This is a genomic window from Pseudomonas sp. MOIL14HWK12:I1, assembly GCF_000510705.1.
In the GTDB taxonomy this organism is placed as follows: Bacteria; Pseudomonadota; Gammaproteobacteria; order Pseudomonadales; family Pseudomonadaceae; genus Chryseomonas; species Chryseomonas oryzihabitans.
In genome coordinates this window covers 627,356-645,816 of record NZ_AZNY01000006.1, presented here as the reverse complement: position 1 = coordinate 645,816, position 18,461 = coordinate 627,356, and the positions used below count along the sequence as shown (strand labels likewise).

16 protein-coding genes are annotated in these 18,461 nt (G+C 68.1%); 7 read left to right on the top strand and 9 right to left on the bottom strand.

Annotated elements, in window-relative coordinates; translation table 11 throughout:
• Positions 1 to 219 precede the first annotated feature (219 nt).
• A complete protein-coding gene (locus tag PSEK12I1_RS0106975) occupies positions 220 to 1,740 on the bottom strand; it encodes an aldehyde dehydrogenase family protein (protein ID WP_027601099.1) in 1,521 nt (506 codons plus the stop codon).
• Positions 1,741 to 1,987: 247 nt separating this feature from the next.
• On the opposite strand from PSEK12I1_RS0106975, the gene PSEK12I1_RS0106970 reads away from it, so the two are divergent.
• Positions 1,988 to 3,880 carry a sigma-54-dependent Fis family transcriptional regulator gene (locus PSEK12I1_RS0106970; protein WP_027601098.1) on the top strand — a complete coding sequence of 631 codons (1,893 nt, stop codon included), beginning with the start codon at positions 1,988 to 1,990 and terminating at the stop codon, positions 3,878 to 3,880.
• Between the two features lie 185 nt (positions 3,881 to 4,065).
• Here the strand turns inward: PSEK12I1_RS0106970 and PSEK12I1_RS0106965 are convergent, their stop codons facing one another.
• On the bottom strand, positions 4,066 to 5,226 hold the full coding sequence (locus tag PSEK12I1_RS0106965) for a TDT family transporter (RefSeq protein ID WP_027601097.1): 1,161 nt from the start codon (positions 5,224 to 5,226) through the stop codon (positions 4,066 to 4,068).
• A gap of 130 nt (positions 5,227 to 5,356) precedes the next feature.
• The gene (locus PSEK12I1_RS0106960) at positions 5,357 to 5,731 is read right to left on the bottom strand and encodes a hypothetical protein (protein ID WP_027601096.1); all 375 of its coding nucleotides are present in this window, start codon (positions 5,729 to 5,731) and stop codon (positions 5,357 to 5,359) included.
• Between the two features lie 207 nt (positions 5,732 to 5,938).
• Between PSEK12I1_RS0106960 and mpl the strand changes: the two genes are divergently transcribed.
• From mpl to PSEK12I1_RS0106945, 3 genes are all read left to right on the top strand, one after another.
• Positions 5,939 to 7,294, top strand: coding sequence for a UDP-N-acetylmuramate:L-alanyl-gamma-D-glutamyl-meso-diaminopimelate ligase (mpl, locus tag PSEK12I1_RS0106955; protein WP_027598863.1), 1,356 nt, complete (start codon positions 5,939 to 5,941; stop codon positions 7,292 to 7,294).
• Positions 7,294 to 7,926, top strand: coding sequence for a flavin prenyltransferase UbiX (gene ubiX / locus PSEK12I1_RS0106950; RefSeq protein WP_007161189.1), 633 nt, complete (start codon positions 7,294 to 7,296; stop codon positions 7,924 to 7,926). The genes mpl and ubiX overlap by 1 nt, the downstream gene beginning before the upstream one ends.
• A gap of 194 nt (positions 7,927 to 8,120) precedes the next feature.
• Positions 8,121 to 8,393: a YceK/YidQ family lipoprotein gene (locus tag PSEK12I1_RS0106945; protein WP_027601095.1), complete on the top strand. Its 273-nt coding sequence runs from the start codon at positions 8,121 to 8,123 to the stop codon at positions 8,391 to 8,393.
• On the opposite strand, the gene PSEK12I1_RS0106940 is transcribed toward PSEK12I1_RS0106945, so the two are convergent.
• Complete coding sequence (locus PSEK12I1_RS0106940; protein ID WP_027601094.1) at positions 8,390 to 9,793, bottom strand: PLP-dependent aminotransferase family protein; 1,404 nt, start codon at positions 9,791 to 9,793, stop codon at positions 8,390 to 8,392. The genes PSEK12I1_RS0106945 and PSEK12I1_RS0106940 overlap by 4 nt on opposite strands.
• Positions 9,794 to 9,938: 145 nt before the next feature.
• Between PSEK12I1_RS0106940 and PSEK12I1_RS24915 the strand changes: the two genes are divergently transcribed.
• The gene (locus tag PSEK12I1_RS24915) at positions 9,939 to 10,067 is read left to right on the top strand and encodes a hypothetical protein (protein WP_007161186.1); all 129 of its coding nucleotides are present in this window, start codon (positions 9,939 to 9,941) and stop codon (positions 10,065 to 10,067) included.
• Here PSEK12I1_RS24915 and PSEK12I1_RS0106930 read toward each other — a convergent pair.
• Complete coding sequence (locus PSEK12I1_RS0106930) at positions 10,055 to 10,531, bottom strand: YbaK/EbsC family protein (RefSeq protein ID WP_027598860.1); 477 nt, start codon at positions 10,529 to 10,531, stop codon at positions 10,055 to 10,057. The genes PSEK12I1_RS24915 and PSEK12I1_RS0106930 overlap by 13 nt on opposite strands.
• 63 nt (positions 10,532 to 10,594) lie before the next feature.
• Positions 10,595 to 11,971 (bottom strand): L-serine ammonia-lyase, encoded by a 1,377-nt coding sequence (locus tag PSEK12I1_RS0106925; protein ID WP_027598857.1) that lies wholly within the window; start codon positions 11,969 to 11,971, stop codon positions 10,595 to 10,597.
• Positions 11,972 to 12,097: 126 nt separating this feature from the next.
• Here PSEK12I1_RS0106925 and PSEK12I1_RS0106920 point away from each other — a divergent pair, with 126 nt between their 5' ends.
• Positions 12,098 to 13,033 (top strand): LysR substrate-binding domain-containing protein, encoded by a 936-nt coding sequence (locus PSEK12I1_RS0106920; protein ID WP_017642882.1) that lies wholly within the window; start codon positions 12,098 to 12,100, stop codon positions 13,031 to 13,033.
• 296 nt (positions 13,034 to 13,329) lie between these two features.
• On the opposite strand, the gene PSEK12I1_RS0106915 is transcribed toward PSEK12I1_RS0106920, so the two are convergent.
• From PSEK12I1_RS0106915 to PSEK12I1_RS0106905, 3 genes are all read right to left on the bottom strand, one after another.
• Positions 13,330 to 13,971 (bottom strand): oxidoreductase, encoded by a 642-nt coding sequence (locus tag PSEK12I1_RS0106915; protein ID WP_017642883.1) that lies wholly within the window; start codon positions 13,969 to 13,971, stop codon positions 13,330 to 13,332.
• A gap of 89 nt (positions 13,972 to 14,060) precedes the next feature.
• Entirely contained in the window at positions 14,061 to 15,599 is a 1,539-nt protein-coding gene (locus PSEK12I1_RS0106910; protein ID WP_027598856.1) for a C13 family peptidase, read from the bottom strand.
• A gap of 21 nt (positions 15,600 to 15,620) precedes the next feature.
• Complete coding sequence (locus tag PSEK12I1_RS0106905; protein WP_027598855.1) at positions 15,621 to 17,114, bottom strand: AhpA/YtjB family protein; 1,494 nt, start codon at positions 17,112 to 17,114, stop codon at positions 15,621 to 15,623.
• 189 nt (positions 17,115 to 17,303) lie between these two features.
• Here PSEK12I1_RS0106905 and serB point away from each other — a divergent pair, with 189 nt between their 5' ends.
• Positions 17,304 to 18,458, top strand: a complete 1,155-nt coding sequence (gene serB / locus PSEK12I1_RS0106900) for a phosphoserine phosphatase SerB (protein WP_027601093.1) — start codon at positions 17,304 to 17,306, stop codon at positions 18,456 to 18,458.
• Positions 18,459 to 18,461 lie beyond the last annotated feature (3 nt).

Genomic DNA, 18,461 nt, shown 5'->3' with positions numbered 1-18,461 from the left:
AAGCCAGACGGGGCCTGCGCCGGGACGCACCTGTCCACCACGGGCGGCCGTTGCGTCTAGCGTCGGCCACCCACGGGGAGGGGGTGTTGATCCAGGTCAGGCGGGAGGCGCGCCCCGACGTCCTGCTGAGGCGCGCGATCCAGGCGTCGTCTTCGCGGAGCGGCGTTGGCCCCGGGGCACAGTCAGTGGCGGCCGTACCCCGGGGTCTGCCGGTCGCTCCTAGAAGAAGCCCAGCGGATTGATGTCGTAGCTGACCAGCAGATTCTTGGTCTGCTGGTAGTGGTCGAGCATCATCTTGTGGGTTTCCCGGCCGACGCCGGATTTCTTGTAGCCACCGAAGGCGGCATGGGCGGGGTAGAGGTGGTAGCAGTTGGTCCAGACGCGACCGGCCTTGATGCCGCGGCCCATGCGGTAGGCGCGGTTGATGTCGCGGGTCCAGACGCCGGCGCCGAGGCCGAACTCGGTGTCGTTGGCGATGGCCAGGGCCTCGGCTTCGTCCTTGAAGGTGGTCACGCCGATCACCGGGCCGAAGATCTCTTCCTGGAAGACGCGCATCTTGTTGTGACCCTTGAGCAGGGTCGGCTGGATGTAATAGCCGCTGGCCAGGTCACCCTGCAGCTTCTCGACGTTGCCGCCGGTGAGGAATTCGGCGCCTTCCTGACGGGCGATCTCCAGGTAGGAGACGATCTTCTCGAATTGCTGCTGGGAGGCTTGGGCGCCGACCATGGTGTCGGTGTCCAGCGGATCGCCACGCTTGATCTGGGCGATCTTCTTCATCACCGCTTCCATGAAGGGGGCGTAGATGGATTCCTGCACCAGGGCGCGCGAGGGGCAGGTGCAGACCTCGCCCTGGTTGAAGAAGCCCAGGACGAGACCTTCGGCAGCCTTTTCGATGAAGCTCGGCTCGGCCTGCATGATGTCTTCGAAGTAGATGTTGGGCGACTTGCCGCCCAGCTCCACGGTGCTCGGGATGATGTTCTTGGCCGCGCAGGAGAGGATGTGCGAACCCACCGGGGTGGAGCCGGTAAAGGCGATCTTGGCGATGCGGGTGCTGGTGGCCAGGGCCTCGCCGGCCTCCTTGCCGTAGCCCTGCACCACGTTGAGCACGCCGGGCGGCAGCAGGTCGCCGACCAGCTCAACGAACAGGGTGATGGACAGCGGGGTCTGCTCGGCGGGCTTGAGTACCACGCAGTTGCCGGCGGCCAGCGCCGGGGCCAGCTTCCAGGCGGCCATCAGCAGCGGGAAGTTCCAGGGGATGATCTGGCCGACCACGCCCAGCGGCTCGTGGAAATGGTAGCTGGCGGTCTTGTCGTTGATCTCGGCGGCGCTGCCTTCCTGGGCGCGGATGCAGCCGGCGAAGTAGCGGAAGTGGTCGGCGGCCAGGGGCACGTCGGCGTTGAGCGTCTCGCGCACCGCCTTGCCGTTGTCCCAGGTTTCGGCGACGGCCAGTTTTTCCAGATTCTGTTCGATGCGGTCGGCGATCTTGAGCAGGATCAGCGAGCGCTCCTGCACCGAGGTGCGGCCCCAGGCATCGGCGGCGGCATGGGCGGCGTCCAGGGCGCGCTCGATGTCGGCGGCGTCGGAGCAGGGGAATTCACCGATCACCGAGCCGTTCACCGGGGAGGTGTTGGTGAAGTACTGGCCTTTCACCGGGGCGACGAATTCGCCGCCGATGTAGTTGCCGTAGCGGGCCTGCAGGGTCAGCAGGGCGTCTTGGGTGCCGGGAGCTGCGTAGCGCATGGTGGGTCTCCTGTTTGTTCTTGTATGAAGCGGCGCACCGATCCTGAGCAAGGTGCGGGCCAAGTCGGGCGAACCCGCATGGTTGCGGCCTTGCGGCCTGTCTCGGGGAAAGCCGCTCCCTGTCACTGTGACAGAGGTGTCACCCCTTGGCGTGACAGCCTGTCACCTGGGGGTGACAGAGTGCCCAGTCCGCCCGATTTGGCCTATGCTGGGGACCGCGCAGACGCCCCCGCGGAGGACAACAACAATGGCCGCCACCCCGTCCGATCGTCATGCCAGCCAGGTGCTCGAACTCGCTCGCGGCGCCGTCCTTGACGGCCCGGCCAGCGATCCGGCCATCGCCCGCTCCTGGCGGCGCTGTCTCGACGAACACCAGCTCGACCCGGCCGCTCCGGTAGCGCCCTGGGTGCTGGAGCGCGCCCGCTTCGACGAGCATCGCCAGCGCCAGCAACGGGTCCTGCAGATCGCCCGCGGGCAGATGAATGCTCTGCACCAGCAACTGGGCGGCGCCGGCCATGCCGTGCTGCTCACCGATGCCCGCGGGTTGATCCTCGATTGCGTCACCGCCGAGGCCGAGCGCGAGACCTTCCAGCAGGCCGGGCTGTGGCTGGGCGCCGACTGGAGCGAGGCCTGCGAGGGCACCAACGGCATCGGCACCTGCGTGGTGGAGCGCCAGGCGCTGACCATCCACCGCGACGAACACTTTCGCAGTCGCCATACCCAGCTGACCTGCTCGGCCAGTCCGGTCTTCGATCCGGCCGGCGAGCTGCTGGCGGTGCTGGACGTCTCCACCGCCCGCCAGGAAGCCTCGCGCCAGGGCCAGTTCCATACCATGGCACTGGTCAATCTTTCGGCCAAGCTGATCGAGAGTTGCTACTTCCTCGACCGCTACGCCGACGGCTACCTGCTGCGCTTCCATGCCCAGGCGGCCTATGTCGGTCTGCTCAGCGAGGGACTGCTGGCCTTCGACGACGAGGGTCGCGTCCAGGCCGCCAACGAGACCGCCCTGATGCTGCTGGGCCTGGCACGTAGCGCGGTGCTGGGGCAGCGGATGGAGAGCCTGTTCGAGTTGCGGCAGGACGACCTGCTGGAGCGCGCCCGTCCACAACCCAGCGCCTGCTGGGCGCTGCGTGGCCGCCAGGGCCAGGGCTTCCACGGCCTGGTGCGCGGTCCCCAGGTACGGCCGGTCACCTCGGTGGCGGTGCCCAAGGCGCCCCTGCCCAGCGGCATCTGCCTGGCCGATCCGGCCCTGGCGCGGGATTTCAGCCGGGCGCTCAGGGTCCTGGAGCGCGACGTGCCGGTGCTGCTGCACGGCGAGACCGGCACCGGCAAGGAAGCCTTCGCCAGCGCCCTGCACCGCGCCAGCAGTCGCGCCGGCCAGGCTTTCGTCGCTCTCAATTGCGCGGCCATCCCGGAGACGCTGATCGAAAGCGAGCTGTTCGGCTATCGCGGCGGCAGTTTCACCGGGGCGCGCAAGGAGGGCATGGCCGGCAAGTTGCAGCAGGCCGATGGCGGCATCCTCTTTCTCGACGAGATCGGCGACATGCCGCTGGCGCTGCAGACCCGCTTGCTCAGGGTGCTGGAAGAGCGCCAGGTGGTCCCCCTCGGCGGCGGCGCGCCCCGGGCCCTGGACCTGCGCCTGGTCAGCGCCAGTCACCGCGATCTGGAAGCCCTGGTGGCCGCCGGCAGCTTTCGCGAAGACCTCTACTATCGCCTGCGCGGCCTGGTGGTGACCCTGCCGGCGCTGCGCGAACGCAGTGACCGTGGCGAATTGCTCGATCAGCTGCTGGCCGAAGAGGCGCGTGGCGAGTCGATCCGCCTCGACCCGGCGGCGCGCGCCTGCCTGCTGGCCCAGCCCTGGCCCGGCAACGTCCGCCAGTTGCGCACCGTGCTACGCACCCTGGTGGCCCTGAGCGAAGACGGCCATATCGGCCTGGACGAGCTACCGGCGGAGTGTCGTGGCGCCCGGCTGCCCCTGCCGTCCAGCGCGGTGCCGGTCGACAGCGCCCGGGAGGAGCTGCGCGCGGTGCTGGACGACTGCCACTGGCAGATGACCCGTGCCGCCAAGCGCCTGGGGGTGAGTCGCAACACACTCTATCGCTGGCTGCATCAACACGGCCTGCAGCGCCCCCAGGACTAAGAGCCTGTTCAAAGTCTGCTGCGCGTCGGCCAAACGGCGTTAAAAATGGCCTGGAAGGCCAGCCCCGTCGGAATGCTCATTTACTCTTTGTAAACTCGAGCGCGAGTCCGATCCGCTTCCTCAGCTATTTTCGCGGGGCCGCCTAGGCCTTGTTTGTCTCTAGCTCGCGAGCCTTTGAAAAAGCTCTAACGCACCTTCCTGCACAGGTGGGCGATGCAGGGCGAGACGAACAGACCGCCCCGGTAGGCTCCGGCCAGTGTCCGGCTGGCGACCAGCAGCCACAGCAGGGCCAGCAACACCACCAGCGCGGCGCCCAGGCCGGTGAAGAAGGGTGCCGCCAGGGCCTCTCCCAGGCGCAGGGTGGTCAGGGCATAGACGCCCAGGGGAAAGGTGAAGCCCCACCAGCCCAGGTTGAAGGGCATGCCCTCGCGGGCCTGACGCTGGGTCACCAGCACCGCCAGCGCCAGCCACCAGAGTCCCAGGCCCCAGAGCAGCAGCGCGCCCAGCAGGCCCAGGCCCCGGGCGATCTCGCCAATGCCGGCCAGGCCATGGGCGGCGAACACCGCGGGCGCCGCGCTGCCCAGTACCAGGAGACCCAGGGCACCGGTGGCGATCGGACCCAGCGCCAGCCAGCTCGACGCCGCCATACTGGCCGGCGGCAGCCTGTGCAGCGCCAGGCGCAGCAGCAGGATCACCAGCAGGCTGAGGGCGACCGGCACCGAATAGGCCCAGAGCACATAGCTGGCGACGAGTACGGTGAATTGCTCGCCGGCCGCCAGATGCGGCACCAGCAGGCCACCACTGGCCGCCGCCACCTCCGAGGCTACCACCGGCAACAGCCAGACGGCGGTCATCTGGTCGATGCGATGCGCCTGGCGAGTAAACATCAGATAGGGGATCAGCACCCCGCAAGCCAGTGCCATGGCCACATCCAGCCACCAGAGGCCGAGTGCCAGGGGCAGCACCGCCGCGCCCCAGCGCGGCAGGCCGAACAGCAGCAGGCCGTTGATCAGCGTGGCCAGGCCCATGGGGATGGTACCGATAGACATCGAGACGGTGGCGTGGGCGAAGATCTCGCGGGCCTCGTCGAAGAACAGCAGCCATCGAGCGGCATAGAGCCCGGTGAACAGGCCGAACAGCAACACAGCGAGCAGCCAGAGCCCCTCGGCGAGGGCGTGCAACCCAGGAAGCTGCCAGGGAAAGGCGGCCAGAGCGAGGGCCAACACGCCAGTGCCCATGGTCACGGCGAACCAGTTGGGGGTGAACTGGCGGATGACCTCCAGGGGGCGGTCGAGCTGCCTGAAGGGTCTGAGGGCCTGCGCTGGGACAGCGGTGAAAAACGGCATGGCCGGGCTCCTGAAAGGGAAGGCCCTCAGGCTAAGCCTGCTCGCTTATCATTAAAAATGAATGATCATGAAATATTAAACCATAGGATAGATAAGGCGCTGCCCGCATGGGGCAGACAGCGCCCGGGCATCAGGGCTTGGCCACGTGCCAGACCTGATTGACGCCATCCCCGGTGGTATCGCCCGGCTTGCTGTCCTTGACCCAGGTATACAGCGGCTTGCCCTGGTAGGCCCATTGCTGGCTGCCGTCGTCGCGAGTGACCAGGCTGTAGCCATCGGTAGCCTTGGCGCCCGCTTCGGCTGTCAGCGGTGGCCAGTTCTGGGCACAGGGACCGTTGCAGGCGGACTTGCCCGCGCTGTCCTTGGCGAAGGTGTAGAGCGTCATGCCCTTGCCGTCGACGAGCACCTTGCCCAGGGCGGTGTCGGCGACCTTGGTCGGCGCGGCGGCCAGGGCCAGGCTGGCGAAGGAAAGGGTTGCAGCGGTGATCAGCAGGTGTTTCAGCATGGTCGACCTCTTGTGCTTGTTATCAGGGCGAACGGAGCCACGGCTACTTGGGCATCCGCAAAGCCAGGGATGCCTTGCGCACTCTAGTCGAAATCCTGCCGTCCGGGGCCGGCGCAGCGCCGGGTATCCGCGACGGCCATCGCTCCGGCGGCGCGGCCCCCCGTGCTAACCTTGCCGCCGTTCAATCTGCAGCGGAGCCCGCCTGTCATGCACATCCACATCCTCGGTATCTGCGGCACCTTCATGGGGTCGCTCGCGGTGCTGGCCAAGGAAGCCGGCCATCGCGTGACCGGCTCCGACGCCAACGTCTATCCGCCCATGAGCACCCAGCTGGAAGCCCAGGGCATCGAGCTGACCCAGGGCTACGATCCGGCACAACTGGATCCGGCACCGGACCTGGTTGTGATCGGCAACGCCCTGTCGCGCGGCAATCCGGCGGTGGAATACGTGCTGGATAAGGGCCTGCCCTATGTCTCCGGCCCCCAGTGGCTGGCCGAGCACGTCCTGCAGGGCCGCTGGGTGCTGGCGGTCGCCGGCACCCATGGCAAGACCACCACCACCAGCATGCTGGCCTGGGTGCTGGAGCACGCCGGCATGAGTCCGGGCTTTCTCATCGGCGGGGTGCCGCAGAATTTCGGCATCTCGGCGCGCCTGGGCGGCACGCCCTTCTTCGTGGTGGAAGCCGACGAATACGACAGCGCCTTCTTCGACAAGAGGTCCAAGTTCGTCCACTACCGACCGCGAACCACCATCCTCAACAACCTGGAATACGATCACGCGGACATCTTCCCGGATCTCGCGGCCATCGAGCGGCAGTTCCACCATCTGGTGCGGACCATCCCCAGCAGCGGCCTGATCATCCACCCCACCGCCGAAACGGCCCTGGTGCGGGTGCTGGAGATGGGCTGCTGGACCCCGGTGCAGACCACTGGCGCAGGTGGCCAGTGGCAGGCCCGCCTGCTGGCCGAGGACGGCTCGCGCTTCGAGGTGCTGTTCGACGGCGCGGTGCAGGGCACGGTGAACTGGGAACTGACCGGCCAGCACAACGTGGCCAATGCCCTGGCCACCCTGGCCGCGGCTCGTCATGTCGGCGTGGTGCCGAGCCTGGGTGTCGCCGCCCTGAGCGAATTCCGCAGCGTGAAGCGGCGCATGGAAAAGGTCGCCGAGGTGCGCGGCGTGACCGTCTACGACGACTTCGCCCACCATCCCACCGCCATCGCCACCACCCTGCAGGGGCTGCGTGCCCGGGTCGGCAGCGAGCGGATCATCGCCGTCATCGAGCCGCGCTCCAATTCCATGAAGCTGGGCGCCCACCGTGACGGCCTGCCGGCCAGCGTCACCGGCGCCGACAGCGTCATCTGGTACGCCCCGCCGAAGCTGGGCTGGGACCTGGCCGGCACCGCCGAGGCCTGCGCCGTACCGGCCGTGGTCTGCGATTCCCTGGAGGCGATCATCACCCGGGTCCAGGCCGAGCTGGACGGCCCCACCCACGTGGTGATCATGAGCAACGGCGGCTTCGGCGGCCTGCACGGCAAGCTGGCCGCCGCCCTGGAGCAGGCATGATGGCCGGCCCGGAACGCATCACCCTGGCGCTGACCGGCGCCTCCGGCTCCCAGTACGGCCTGCGCCTGCTGGACTGCCTGGTGCAGGAGGAGCGCGAGGTGCACTTCCTCATCTCCAAGGCCGCGCAGCTGGTGATGGCCACCGAGACCGACGTGGTGCTGCCGCCCAAGCCCCAGGCCATGCAGGCCTTTCTCACCGAATATACCGGCGCGGCGCCGGGCCAGGTGCGGGTGTTCGGCCAGAGCGACTGGATGGCGCCGCCGGCGTCCGGTTCCAGCGCTCCGGCGGCCATGGTGGTCTGCCCCTGTTCCACCGGCACCCTCTCGGCCATCGCCACCGGTGCCAGCAACAACCTCATCGAGCGCGCCGCCGACGTGGCCCTCAAGGAGCGGCGGCAACTGATCCTGGTGCCGCGCGAGTCGCCGTTCTCCAGCATCCACCTGGAAAACATGCTCAAGCTGTCCAACCTGGGCGTGACCATCCTGCCGGCCTCGCCGGGCTTCTACCACCAGCCGCAAACCCTCGACGACCTGGTGGACTTCGTGGTGGCGCGCATCCTCAACACCCTGGGCATCCCCCAGGACATGCTGCCGCGCTGGGGCGAACATCACCTGTCCGGCAACGATGACTAGGTTCTGTACGAAAAGTCGCCGAGCGAAGGTCAGGCAAGGCAAAAATCAGCGAGGAAGCGGACCGGGCTCGCGCTCGAGTTTACGAATGGTAAATGAGCATTCCGACTGGGCTGGCATTCCAGCTGATTTTTAACGCAGCATCACCGAGCGCAGGCAGTTTTCGTATAGAACCTAGGGCCGTCGCGCGCCTCGGCCTGCTGCTGACGACTGTCCTGGTCCTCGGCGGCTGCGCCACGGCGCGCACCCTGGACGCCGCCAAGCCCGGCGCGCCGGTGGTCTATGCCGGCACGCGGCTGGATCTCTATGCTCTGCAGGGCGGCTGTTGCGCTTGGGAGCGCTTTGGCGCCGAGGCACCGGCCTGGCCGGTGCTGGACCTGCCTGCCAGCGCCCTGCTCGACACCCTGCTGCTGCCGCTGTCCCTGCCGGCCGCCATCGGTGGGCGCGGCAGTGTGCGTGGCGGCCTCTAGAACGCCTTCAGCAACTCGCCGAGCCTGGCCATGGCCGCCTCGCTGCGGGCGTCCCAGGGATGCCCGCAATTGAGTCTGATGCAGTGGCGAAAGCCCTGCTGCGCGGAAAAGATCGGGCCCGGCGCCAGGCTGATGCCTTCGGCGAGGGCCTGGCGGTAGAGCGCCAGGCTGTCCACCCGGGTGGGCAATTCGAACCAGAGAAAGTAGCCGCCCTGGGGTCGGCTGACGTGGGTGTCGGCGGGAAAGTAGCGCCGCGCCGCAGTCAGCATGGCCTGGCGCTGGCGATCGAGACTCAGGCGCAGACGACGCAGGTGGCGATCGTAGCCGCCGTGCTGGAGGTAGTCGGCCAGGGCGGCCTGGGCCGGCATCGAGGGGGTGATGGTGGTCATCAGCCGCAACCGCGCGACGACGCCGGCCTGGCGACCGGCGGCGATCCAGCCGATGCGATAGCCGGGCGCCAGGCACTTGGAAAAGGAGCCGCAGTGCAGCACCAGGCCGTCGCGGTCGAAGCGCTTGACCGGGCGGTGCGGTTCGCTGCCGCTGTAGAGTTCGGCGTAGACATCGTCTTCCAACAGCGGAACCTGATGGCGTTGCAGCAGGCCATAGAGGCGCTGCTGGGCGCTATCGTCGAGACTGACCCCGGTGGGATTCTGCAGGCCGCTCATGAACCAGCAGGCCTTGATCGGCAGGCGACTCAGGGCTTCTTCCAGGGCGTCCAGGTTGAGCCCGCGCTCGGCATCGACGGGAATCTCCACCGCCTTGAGCTGCAGCCGCTCCAGCACCTGCAGGCTGGCGTAGAAGGCCGGGCTTTCCACCGCCACCAGATCGCCGGGACGGGTCAGGCTCTGCAGTCCCAGATTCAGCGCCTCCAGGGCGCCGTGGGTGATCACCAGTTCTTCGCCGACCTCCGGCATGCCGGCCAGGCCGTAGCGCCGGGCGATCTGCCGGCGCAACTCGGGATGACCGGGGGTGACGTAGGCGGTGAGGTCTTGGGCGGGCAGATCGCGCAGGCCGTGGGCCATGCTGCGGGCCAGGCGCGCCAGGGGAAAGAGATCAGGGCTGGGAAAGGCCGAGCCGAAGGGCACGATGTCCGGATCCTGCAGCGACTGCAGCACCGAATAGACCAGGTCGCTCACCGCGACCTCGGTGCCTTCCAGAGGCGCCAACAGCGGCGCCGCGTCGCGCGCCCGGGCCGGTTCGCGGACAAAATAGCCGGACCGCTCGCGGGCCTCGATCAGCCCGCGACTCTCCAGCAGGTAATAGGCCTGGAACACCGTGGAGGGGCTGATGCCATGGGTCTGGCTGGCGCTGCGTACCGAGGGCAGCCGCTCGCCGGGGGCGAGGACACCGCGGGTCATGAGGGTGGCGAGCTGATTGGCGAATCTTTCGTAGCGCTTCATGCAGGGCCAGGGCAGGGGAGACCGTCACTATAGCGAGCCGGGCCCCATCTGATCCGGTTTTTCATGTGTCTACCTGCTGCTGTAACGCGGGCGGCGGGAGGCCTAAGCTTTATCCATCCCTTTCTGGCATCCCTCGGAGGCAGCCATGGACGATGGTATCTTCATGATTCTCTTCAGCCTGCTCGCACTCATCCTGCTCGGCGGCGGCTACTACGCCTGCGTGGTGTTGAACAAGGACCGGCGCGACGTGGAAAAGAACGATCAGCTGCGCTGATCGCCCACCTCGCAGACATCCACCCAGCGCGCCTCGCTGAGGGCGGCCAGCCGCTCCGGGGTGAGGCGCACGCAGCTGTGGATGGCACCCGCGGCCGGTAGCACCTCGTCGAAGGCTTTCAGCGATTCATCGCAATAGACCGGCAGCGGGGTGGCCAGCCCGAACGGGCAGACGCCGCCCACCGGATGCCCGGTGAGGCCTTCCACGGTGGCGGCATCGAGCAGCTTGGCCTTGCCACCGAAGGCGGCCTTGAGCTTGCGGTTGTCCAGGCGCGCATCGCCGCGAGCCACCAGCAGCAACTGCTGCTCCCCGACTTTCAGCCCCAGGGTCTTGGCGATCCGCCCCGGCTCCACGCCATGGGCGGCCGCGGCCAGGGTGACGGTCGCGGTACTGGTGGTGGCCTCGAGGATCTCGAGATCGGGGGCGATGCGGGCGAGGTGCTGGCGGACGGAGTCGAGGCTCATGGGGCTTCCCGTGCAGGTAAACCCCGACTTTCGGCAATCCGTACCGCCCGCGTCAAGGCTGACTCAGCACTCCACGAAGGTCACGGCCAGGCCGCCGCGCGAGGTTTCCTTGTACTTGCTGTGCATGTCCGCGCCGGTTTCCTTCATGGTGCGGATCACCTGGTCGAGGGAGATGAAGTGCTCGCCGTCGCCGCGCAGGGCCATCTGGGCGGCGTTGATCGCCTTGACCGCGGCGATGGCGTTGCGCTCGATGCAGGGCACCTGCACCAGGCCGCCGACCGGATCGCAGGTCAGTCCCAGGTTGTGCTCCAGGCCGATCTCGGCGGCGTTTTCCAGCTGCGCCGGACTGGCGCCCAGCACCTCGGCCAGACCGGCCGCGGCCATGGCGCAGGCCGAGCCGACCTCGCCCTGGCAGCCCACCTCGGCACCGGAGATGGAGGCGTTCTTCTTGCACAGGATGCCGACCGCGGCGGCGGCGAGCATGAAGCGCACCACGTCGTCGTCGCAGGCGTCGGGATTGAATTTCATGTAGTACATCAGCACCGCCGGGATGATCCCGGCCGCGCCGTTGGTGGGCGCGGTGACCATGCGTCCGCCGGCGGCGTTCTCCTCGTTCACCGCCAGGGCGAAGAGGTTGACCCATTCCATGGCGGAGAGCGTGGAGCCGATGACGTTGGGCTTGCCGATGGCCTGCAGACTCTGGTGCAGGCGGGCGGCGCGGCGACGCACCTTGAGGCCGCCGGGCAGGATGCCCTCGTTGGCGAGACCGTTCTGCACGCATTCGCGCATCACGCTCCAGATGCGCAGCAGGCCGCTGCGGATCTCTTCCTCGGAGCGCCAGCTCTTTTCGTTGGCCAGCATCAGCTCGGCCACGCCCAGGCCATGACGGCGACACAGCTGCAGCAGCTCGGCGCCGCTGGAGAAGTCGTAGGGCAGTTCGGTGGTGTCGTTGTCCAGCACGCCGCTGGCGGCCTGGGCGGCGTCCACCACGAAGCCACCACCGATGGAATAGTAGGTCGCTTCGGCCACCTCGCCGGTGGCGCCAAAGGCGGTCAGGGTCATGGCATTGGGGTGATAGGGCAGGCTCTCGTCCAGGAGCAGCAGGTCTTCCTGCCAGTCGAAGTGGATCGCCTGGCGCCCGGCCAGCAGCAGCTGGCGCTCGTTGCGCAGGGCTTCGATGCGCGGCTCCACGGCGGCGGGATCGACGCGATCCGGCCATTCGCCCATGAGGCCGATCAGGGTGGCGCGGTCGGTGCCATGGCCGACGCCGGTGGCCGAGAGCGAACCGTAAAGGCGTACCTCGACCCGCTTGACCTGTTCCAGCAGACCTTCGTCGACCAGGCGCTGGGCGAACAGGGCGCCCGCCCGCATCGGGCCCACGGTATGGGAACTGGACGGACCCACGCCGATTTTGAACAGGTCGAAGACGCTGATGGCCATGACGATAATCCCTGATTGAGCTTGAATGGTCGCCAGACAAGCTGCCGGCGGATGGCTCATAGTGGTGATAAGCCCTCAGCTCGCACAAACGAAAGCTTCTAAGCGATCCTTTAGCGGAACTCATCGATGAGCCGGATCCTCAACGCCCAAACCCAGGCTTGGTTGCAGGTCTTCGCCTGCGCCGCCCGGCACCTGTCCTTCACGCGCTGCGCCGAAGAGCTGCACGTGACGCCTGGCGCCATCAGCCAGCAGATGCGCCAGCTGGAAGAGCGCCTGGGCTTCAAGCTGTTTCACCGCGTGGCCCGTGGCCTGGAGCTGACCGCCGAAGGCCAGCGCCTGGCAACCACCCTGAATCAGGCCTATGGGCTGATCGACGCCGAATTGCGCCGTCTCAACGCCGGTCAGTTCGGCGGCGTGGTGCGCCTCAGGTCGATCCCTTCGTTCCTGGGCAAGTGGCTGACGCCGCGACTGCCGCGGCTGCAGGCGCGCTTTCCCGACCTGCAACTGCGGCTGGTGGCCGAAGACAGCAGCTGGTCGCTGCGTGAGGGCGAATTCGATCTGGCCATCGACCTCAACGACGGCAGCTATCCGGGCCTGGCCTCGACGCCGCTGATGGAGGAAGAGATCTTTCCGGTCTGCGCGCCCAGCCTGCTGGCGGGGCGACCGCCGCTGGAGCGGCCGGAGGACCTGGAGTTCTATCCGCTGCTGCACGACATCACCGCCTGGCGCGGCAGCTACGAATACGCCGAATGGGAATTCTATCTGGCCAGCATCGGCGCGCCGGCGCTGGATGTGCGCCGGGGTCACACCTTCAACCGCAACCACCTCACCATAGAGGCGGCCATCGCCGGCATGGGCGTCGCCATCGCCCGCCGCGCCTTGATCACCGACGAGCTGGCCCGTGGCGTGCTGGTGGTGCCGCCCTTCGGCCGTTCGGTACCGGCGCACAAGAGGTACATGCTGCTCTATGCCCAGGGCGCCCTGGCCGATCCCCGCCTGCGCGCCCTGCACGACTGGCTGGTGCAAGAGGTCGACCAGATGGTGCTGGCCCAGCCGGCCTGAGGGCCGCGATAGCTCCGTAGCGTGGAAAACGGCGCAGCCTTTTCCGCTGGTGAGTTTGTCGTGAAGCGCGCCCTCACCCCAGCCCTCTCCCAGAGGGAGAGGGGGCTTATCCGAGCATGTGCAGGCGCCGTAGCGTGGAAAACGGCGCAGCCTTTTCCGCGGGTGGCTTCGTCGTGAGGCGTGCCCTCACTCCAGCCCTCTCCCGGAGGGAGAGGGAGCTGTCCGAGCGGGGAGTGGCCGCATCGGCGGACCGCCATGACCGTGAGGGCGGCAACTCTGCCCCTGGCTCTACGCCTCTATCGCCCCAGCTTGCGCAATTCGTCCGATTCCACCACGCGCACGCCCTTGCCTTCTTCCAGGGCCAGGCGCCAGAGCGCGCGGGCCAGCACGGCGGCTTCGATGCCGTGCCACTTGCCGGGCAGCCATTGCGACAAGGGGGCGGCCAGGCGCTCGCCCAGGCGTTCTTCCTGGCGCTGGCCGATCAGCAGCGACGGTCGCGCCAGGGTCAGTTGCGTCCAGCCCTGGGCGCGCAGGGCTTCTTCCAGTTCGCCCTTGACCTTGTTGTAGAAGATCGATGACTGAGGGTCGGCGCCGATGGCGCTGACCACGATGTAGTGACGGGCGCCCAGTTCCAGGGCGCGCTGGCCGACCGCCAGGGGCAGGCCATAGTCCACGGCGCGAAAGGCGGCTTCGGAGCCGGCCTGCTTCATGGTGGTGCCCAGGCAGCAGAAGGCCACATCCAGCGGGCCTTCCAGGGTCGGCAGCAGGCTGTTTAGGTCACCCACCGGATTGTCCAGCCGGGCGTGTTCCGCCAGCGGGCGACGGGTCGGCGCCAGCACCCGGGGGACCGTCGGCTCGTTGAGGAGGCGGTCGAGCAGGTGTTCGCCGGTCAGGCCAGTGGCGCCGGCGATGAGGGCATGCTGAGGCGTCAGGTACACGGGGCTCTCCTTGTAGCGGCGACCGCTGATGTCAGGTTGGACCTCAGGCGTTCCGGTTGTTCGTCAAAGCCCCAAGGCAAAGGCGGCTCTCAGCGACCCGCGCGCCAGGCGCGCCACTTCTGCAGCACGGCCGGCGGCGCCCAGAGCTGCGGCTCGGACGGGTCGAAGCCTTCGGTCTTCTCGCGCACCGACACGGTGTCGCGGGCGCGCTGGAAGGCCTGCTCGGGATCGTCGGTGTGCTGGAAGGCCTCGGCGAACAGGGCGCGGCCGAAGTAGGTGAAATCGGCTTCGTCGGTGCAGCCGAAGGAGGTGCGATCGGCCTTGGAGGCGGTCATCACCAGGGTATGGTCGTCCTGCAGTTGCGGGATGAAGCCGCCGCTGTAGCAGCTGGAGACGATGATCAGCTTGTCGCGACCGCGCAGCGGCGCGAGCAGGCGGCCGAGCTCCGCCGCCGGCAGGCTGGAAAGATCCAGGCCCGGCTGGGAGAGCACCAGCTGATGGTCGGCCGAGCCGTGGCTGGTCAGGTAGATGAGGATCAGGTCTTCCGGACCGGTGCGCTGGGCCAGCGCCTGCAGACTCTGGTAGAGATTCTCGCGGGTGGCCAGCGGATGGTCGCTGCGGATGTCCTTGGCGTTGATCAGGTGGACGACGTCGCGGGCACCCCAGGTGGTGGTCAGGAAGTTGGCCACATAGTTGGCCTCGCGCTGGAACACGCCCTGGCCGCCGTCGCCGGCCAGGACCAGGCCATAGAGTTCGGTGGCGGGGGTGGAGGCAGGGATCTGCTGCAATTCCTGGTCGAGCACCTTGCCCTGGTCGAGCAGGGCGCGCTCCAGGGGATCGGCGATGTACTGGCCCTGGTCGTCGCGGATGCGCTTGCCGCCTTCCCAGAGGCCCCGTTCCACCTGGCCGTCGGCGCGGGTCAGGACGCCCATGCCGGCATAGACGCCATCGGCGAAGTTGCCGCGATAGACGCTGCCGTCGCTGTTGGTGAGCACGCCCTGGCCATCGAATTTCCAGTTGCGGAAGGCGCCGCGGTACTGGCTGCTGTCGCTGCCGACGAATTCGCCGTTGCCGGTCAGCTCGCCGCCACTGAAGCGCCCGCGCCAGAGATCGCCACCGGCGCTGCGATAGACGCCGGCGCCTTCGAACTGGTCGTCGACGAATTCGCCGTCATAGCGATCGCCGCCCGGCTCCTGCCACTGGCCGACGCCGTTGAGGTGGCCGTCGTTGAAGGTGCCGATGGTCTGGGTGCCGTCGCTGTCGAGCTTGGAGCCCTGGCCCTGCATGCGGCCATTGACGAAGCTGCCGTGGTACTCCCAGCCGCTGCTGCTGATCAGATTGCCCTGGCCATGGTAGAGACCGCGGCGAAAGGTGCCCTGGTAGTAGGTACCGTCGGCGAATTGCTGTTCGCCGGGGCCCTCGGCCAGGCCGTCCTTGAAGCGGCCCTTGAGCCAGTTGCCGTTGGGCCACTCGATGCGCCCGCTGCCGTTGAGCAGACCGCTGACGATCTCGCCGGTATAGACCCCGCCATCGGGCAGTCGCACGCTGCTCGCGTTGGGCGCCGCCTGGGCAGCGCAGGCCGCCAGCAACAGCGCAACGAGGGCGAGACGGGGCAGGAGGGCGCTCATAGGTGGGGTCGGGTGGGCGCTTTAACGCGCCTCGAGCCGGACCAGATGACGCTCCAGCGTCGCGGAGTAGGGTTCCAGGAGACGTTCCACGCAACTGGCCCCGGCGGGGCTGGCGATGGTGCGGATACGGGCGCGTTTACGCAGCAGCTCGTCCTCGGCGATGCTCTGCTCGACCAGCAACAGGTTGCGACTGTGGCGACTCAGCGCCTGGGCATTGCGCACGGTGGTGTTTTCCAGCAATTGGGCAAGCTCCAGGCCGGCGAGGCGTTCGCCCTGCGTCAGACCCAGTTGCAGCTGCAGGGTTGCACCGCTGCCAACCACTTCCACCTGCAGCGCATGACCCAGGGCACGCATGATCTCGCCGCAGCACAGCGCGCGGGTCAGGTAGTCGTCGTCGTCGCTGCGCTCGTGGAAGAGGATCAGGCTGCCCCCGTCCTTGAGGGTGTGGAGTTCGCCGTCATAGAGCTCGGTCGCCTGCTGCAGGCAGTCGCGATAGCGCTCTAGCAGCTGTTCGAGGCGGCTGCGCGGCAGCCGGCTGAGCTGGTCCTGGGCGCCGAGCTGGATGGCCAGCACCGCGGAGGTGACGATATCGGGTTCGGTGGGCACCACCGGAGCGGGCGTGGGCGGCGGCTCGGTGAAGGAGTCCGGTACCAGCTCGGCGAAGGCGTCGGCGTCCAGCTCGCTGTCGGCGTCCGCCACGGGCGCCTTGCGCGCGGCCGGTTTGGCGGCGGCCTTGCGCGCAGGCGGCTTGACGCTCAGGCCACCCTGCTCGTCGGCGAAGGGATCGTCGTCTTCGTCGGCCACTTCCGCCTTGGGCGGCTTGGGCGGTACCAGGCGGCTCTGCAGCTGACGAGCCAGGTCGCCCAGTTCGTCGAGGCGACCGGCGCCCGGTGCGGGGTCATCGGGATCGCGCAGCCAGACGCGCAGCTCCAGCAGCGGCGTCGACAGCTGGCGCCCGAGGCGCAGGCTGAGGATCAGCGTCAGGGCCAACAGGATGAGGCCCAGCAGTCCCATGTTCTGCAGGCTGATCATCATCGGCTGCTGGAACTGGTCCATGTCCAGCGCCAGGCGCACCTGGCCGGCGGTGACGTCCTGAAAGCGGATCGGCGTGCTGTAGATGCCGTCGGTAGCGGTCAGCAGGCCCTGGCTCGGGCGCGTGCCGGATTCGGCCAGCACCCGGTTGTCCGGACTGTAGACCGCGGCATGGGCCACCAGCGGATTGCGCGCCAGGTTGCTCAGCAGCACATTGAGGCTGAGGTTGTCGTTGGCCACCAGCAATTCGGCGGCGGAGTTGGCCGTCTGGGTCACCAGGCTCTGGCCGACGGCGTCGGCCTGCTGCTGCATGGCATGGCGAAACTGCATGCTCATGATGCCGGCATAGATCACCAGGGCGGCCGCCACCAGCAGCAGGCTGTGGGAAACGATGCGCAAGGCCACCGGCACACGACGCTGGCGCAGGGCTCGGTAGATCAGCAGGAAGAAATTATCGGGCTTGACGGTCGCGGGGCGGGTCACAGAAATCGTTTCTTTGGACAAAAAATGTGCGGCCAGTATAACCAGCGCGCCAGGGGTGCGAAAACGGCGAATGCAGGGCTTCGCCCGCAAAAGAGGCCGGCGGTGGACTCCCGCCGCCAGCCGGTGCCCATGGCTCGGCACCGTCGGGGCGAAAGGGTAGACTGCGCGCTTTTCCGCGAGGGGATCGCCATGCAAGACGTTATCGGACTCCAGGCCGTGGGCATCCTGCCCGCCGACTGGTTGGCTGCTCTCACCGGCGCCCTGGCCGCGGCCGGTGCCCGGCTGGAATCGCTGCAGCAGCAGGGGCTGGACAACAGTGCCGCCGTGACCCTGCTGGTCAGCCCGGCAAGTGCTGGCGCCGCGTTGCAGCAGGCGCTGCAGGCCCTGGGCCTGCAGGTGGCGCCCCTGGCGCAGCCGGCGCCGGAAACCGGCGAAGCCCATGTCCTGACGCTGATGGGTCGTACCCTGGCCGATCTGCCGCTGACCCGCCTGGCCGCGCTGTGCCGCGAGCAGGGCCTGAACATCCATGCCATCCGCGCCCTGAGCGAGCCGGGCGCGACCACGCGCGCCGCCCTGGAGCTGCGCGTCACCGGCGAGCCGCACGAGCCCCAGGCGCTGCGCGCGGGGCTGCTGGCGCTGGCCCAGGAAGGCCAGGCCGACATCGGCTGGCAACCTGACGATCTGCCGCGGCAGCATCGCCGCCTGGCGGTGTTCGACATGGACAGCACCCTGATCCAGGCCGAGGTCATCGATGAACTGGCCAAGGCCGCCGGCATCGGCGAGCGGGTGGCGGCCATCACCGAGCGCGCCATGCGTGGCGAGATCGACTTCCGCGCCAGCTTCACCGAGCGCATGGCGCTGCTGCAGGGCCTGTCCGAAGAGGTACTGGAAGACATCGGTGCCGGGCTGCGCCTGACCGAGGGCGCCGAGCGGCTGTTTGCCGAGTTGAAGCGGCTGGGCTACAAGACCGCCATCCTTTCCGGCGGCTTCACCTATTTCGCCCGCCAGGTGCAGGCGCGGCTGGGCATCGACTACGTCTATGCCAACGAACTGGAGATCGTCGACGGCAAGCTGACCGGCCGCGCCGTCGAGCCCATCGTCGATGCCCAGCGCAAGGCCGACCTGCTGCAGGAACTGGCCAGCCGTGAAGGCCTGACGCTGGAGCAGACCATCGCCGTGGGCGACGGCGCCAACGACCTGCCGATGCTGGCCCTGGCCGGGCTGGGCGTGGCCTTTCGCGCCAAGCCGCTGGTGCGCCAGTCCGCGCGCCAGTCGGTGAGCGTGCTGGGCCTGGATGGCGTGCTCTATCTGCTCGGCGTGGAAGACCGGCTTACCCGCGGCTGAGGT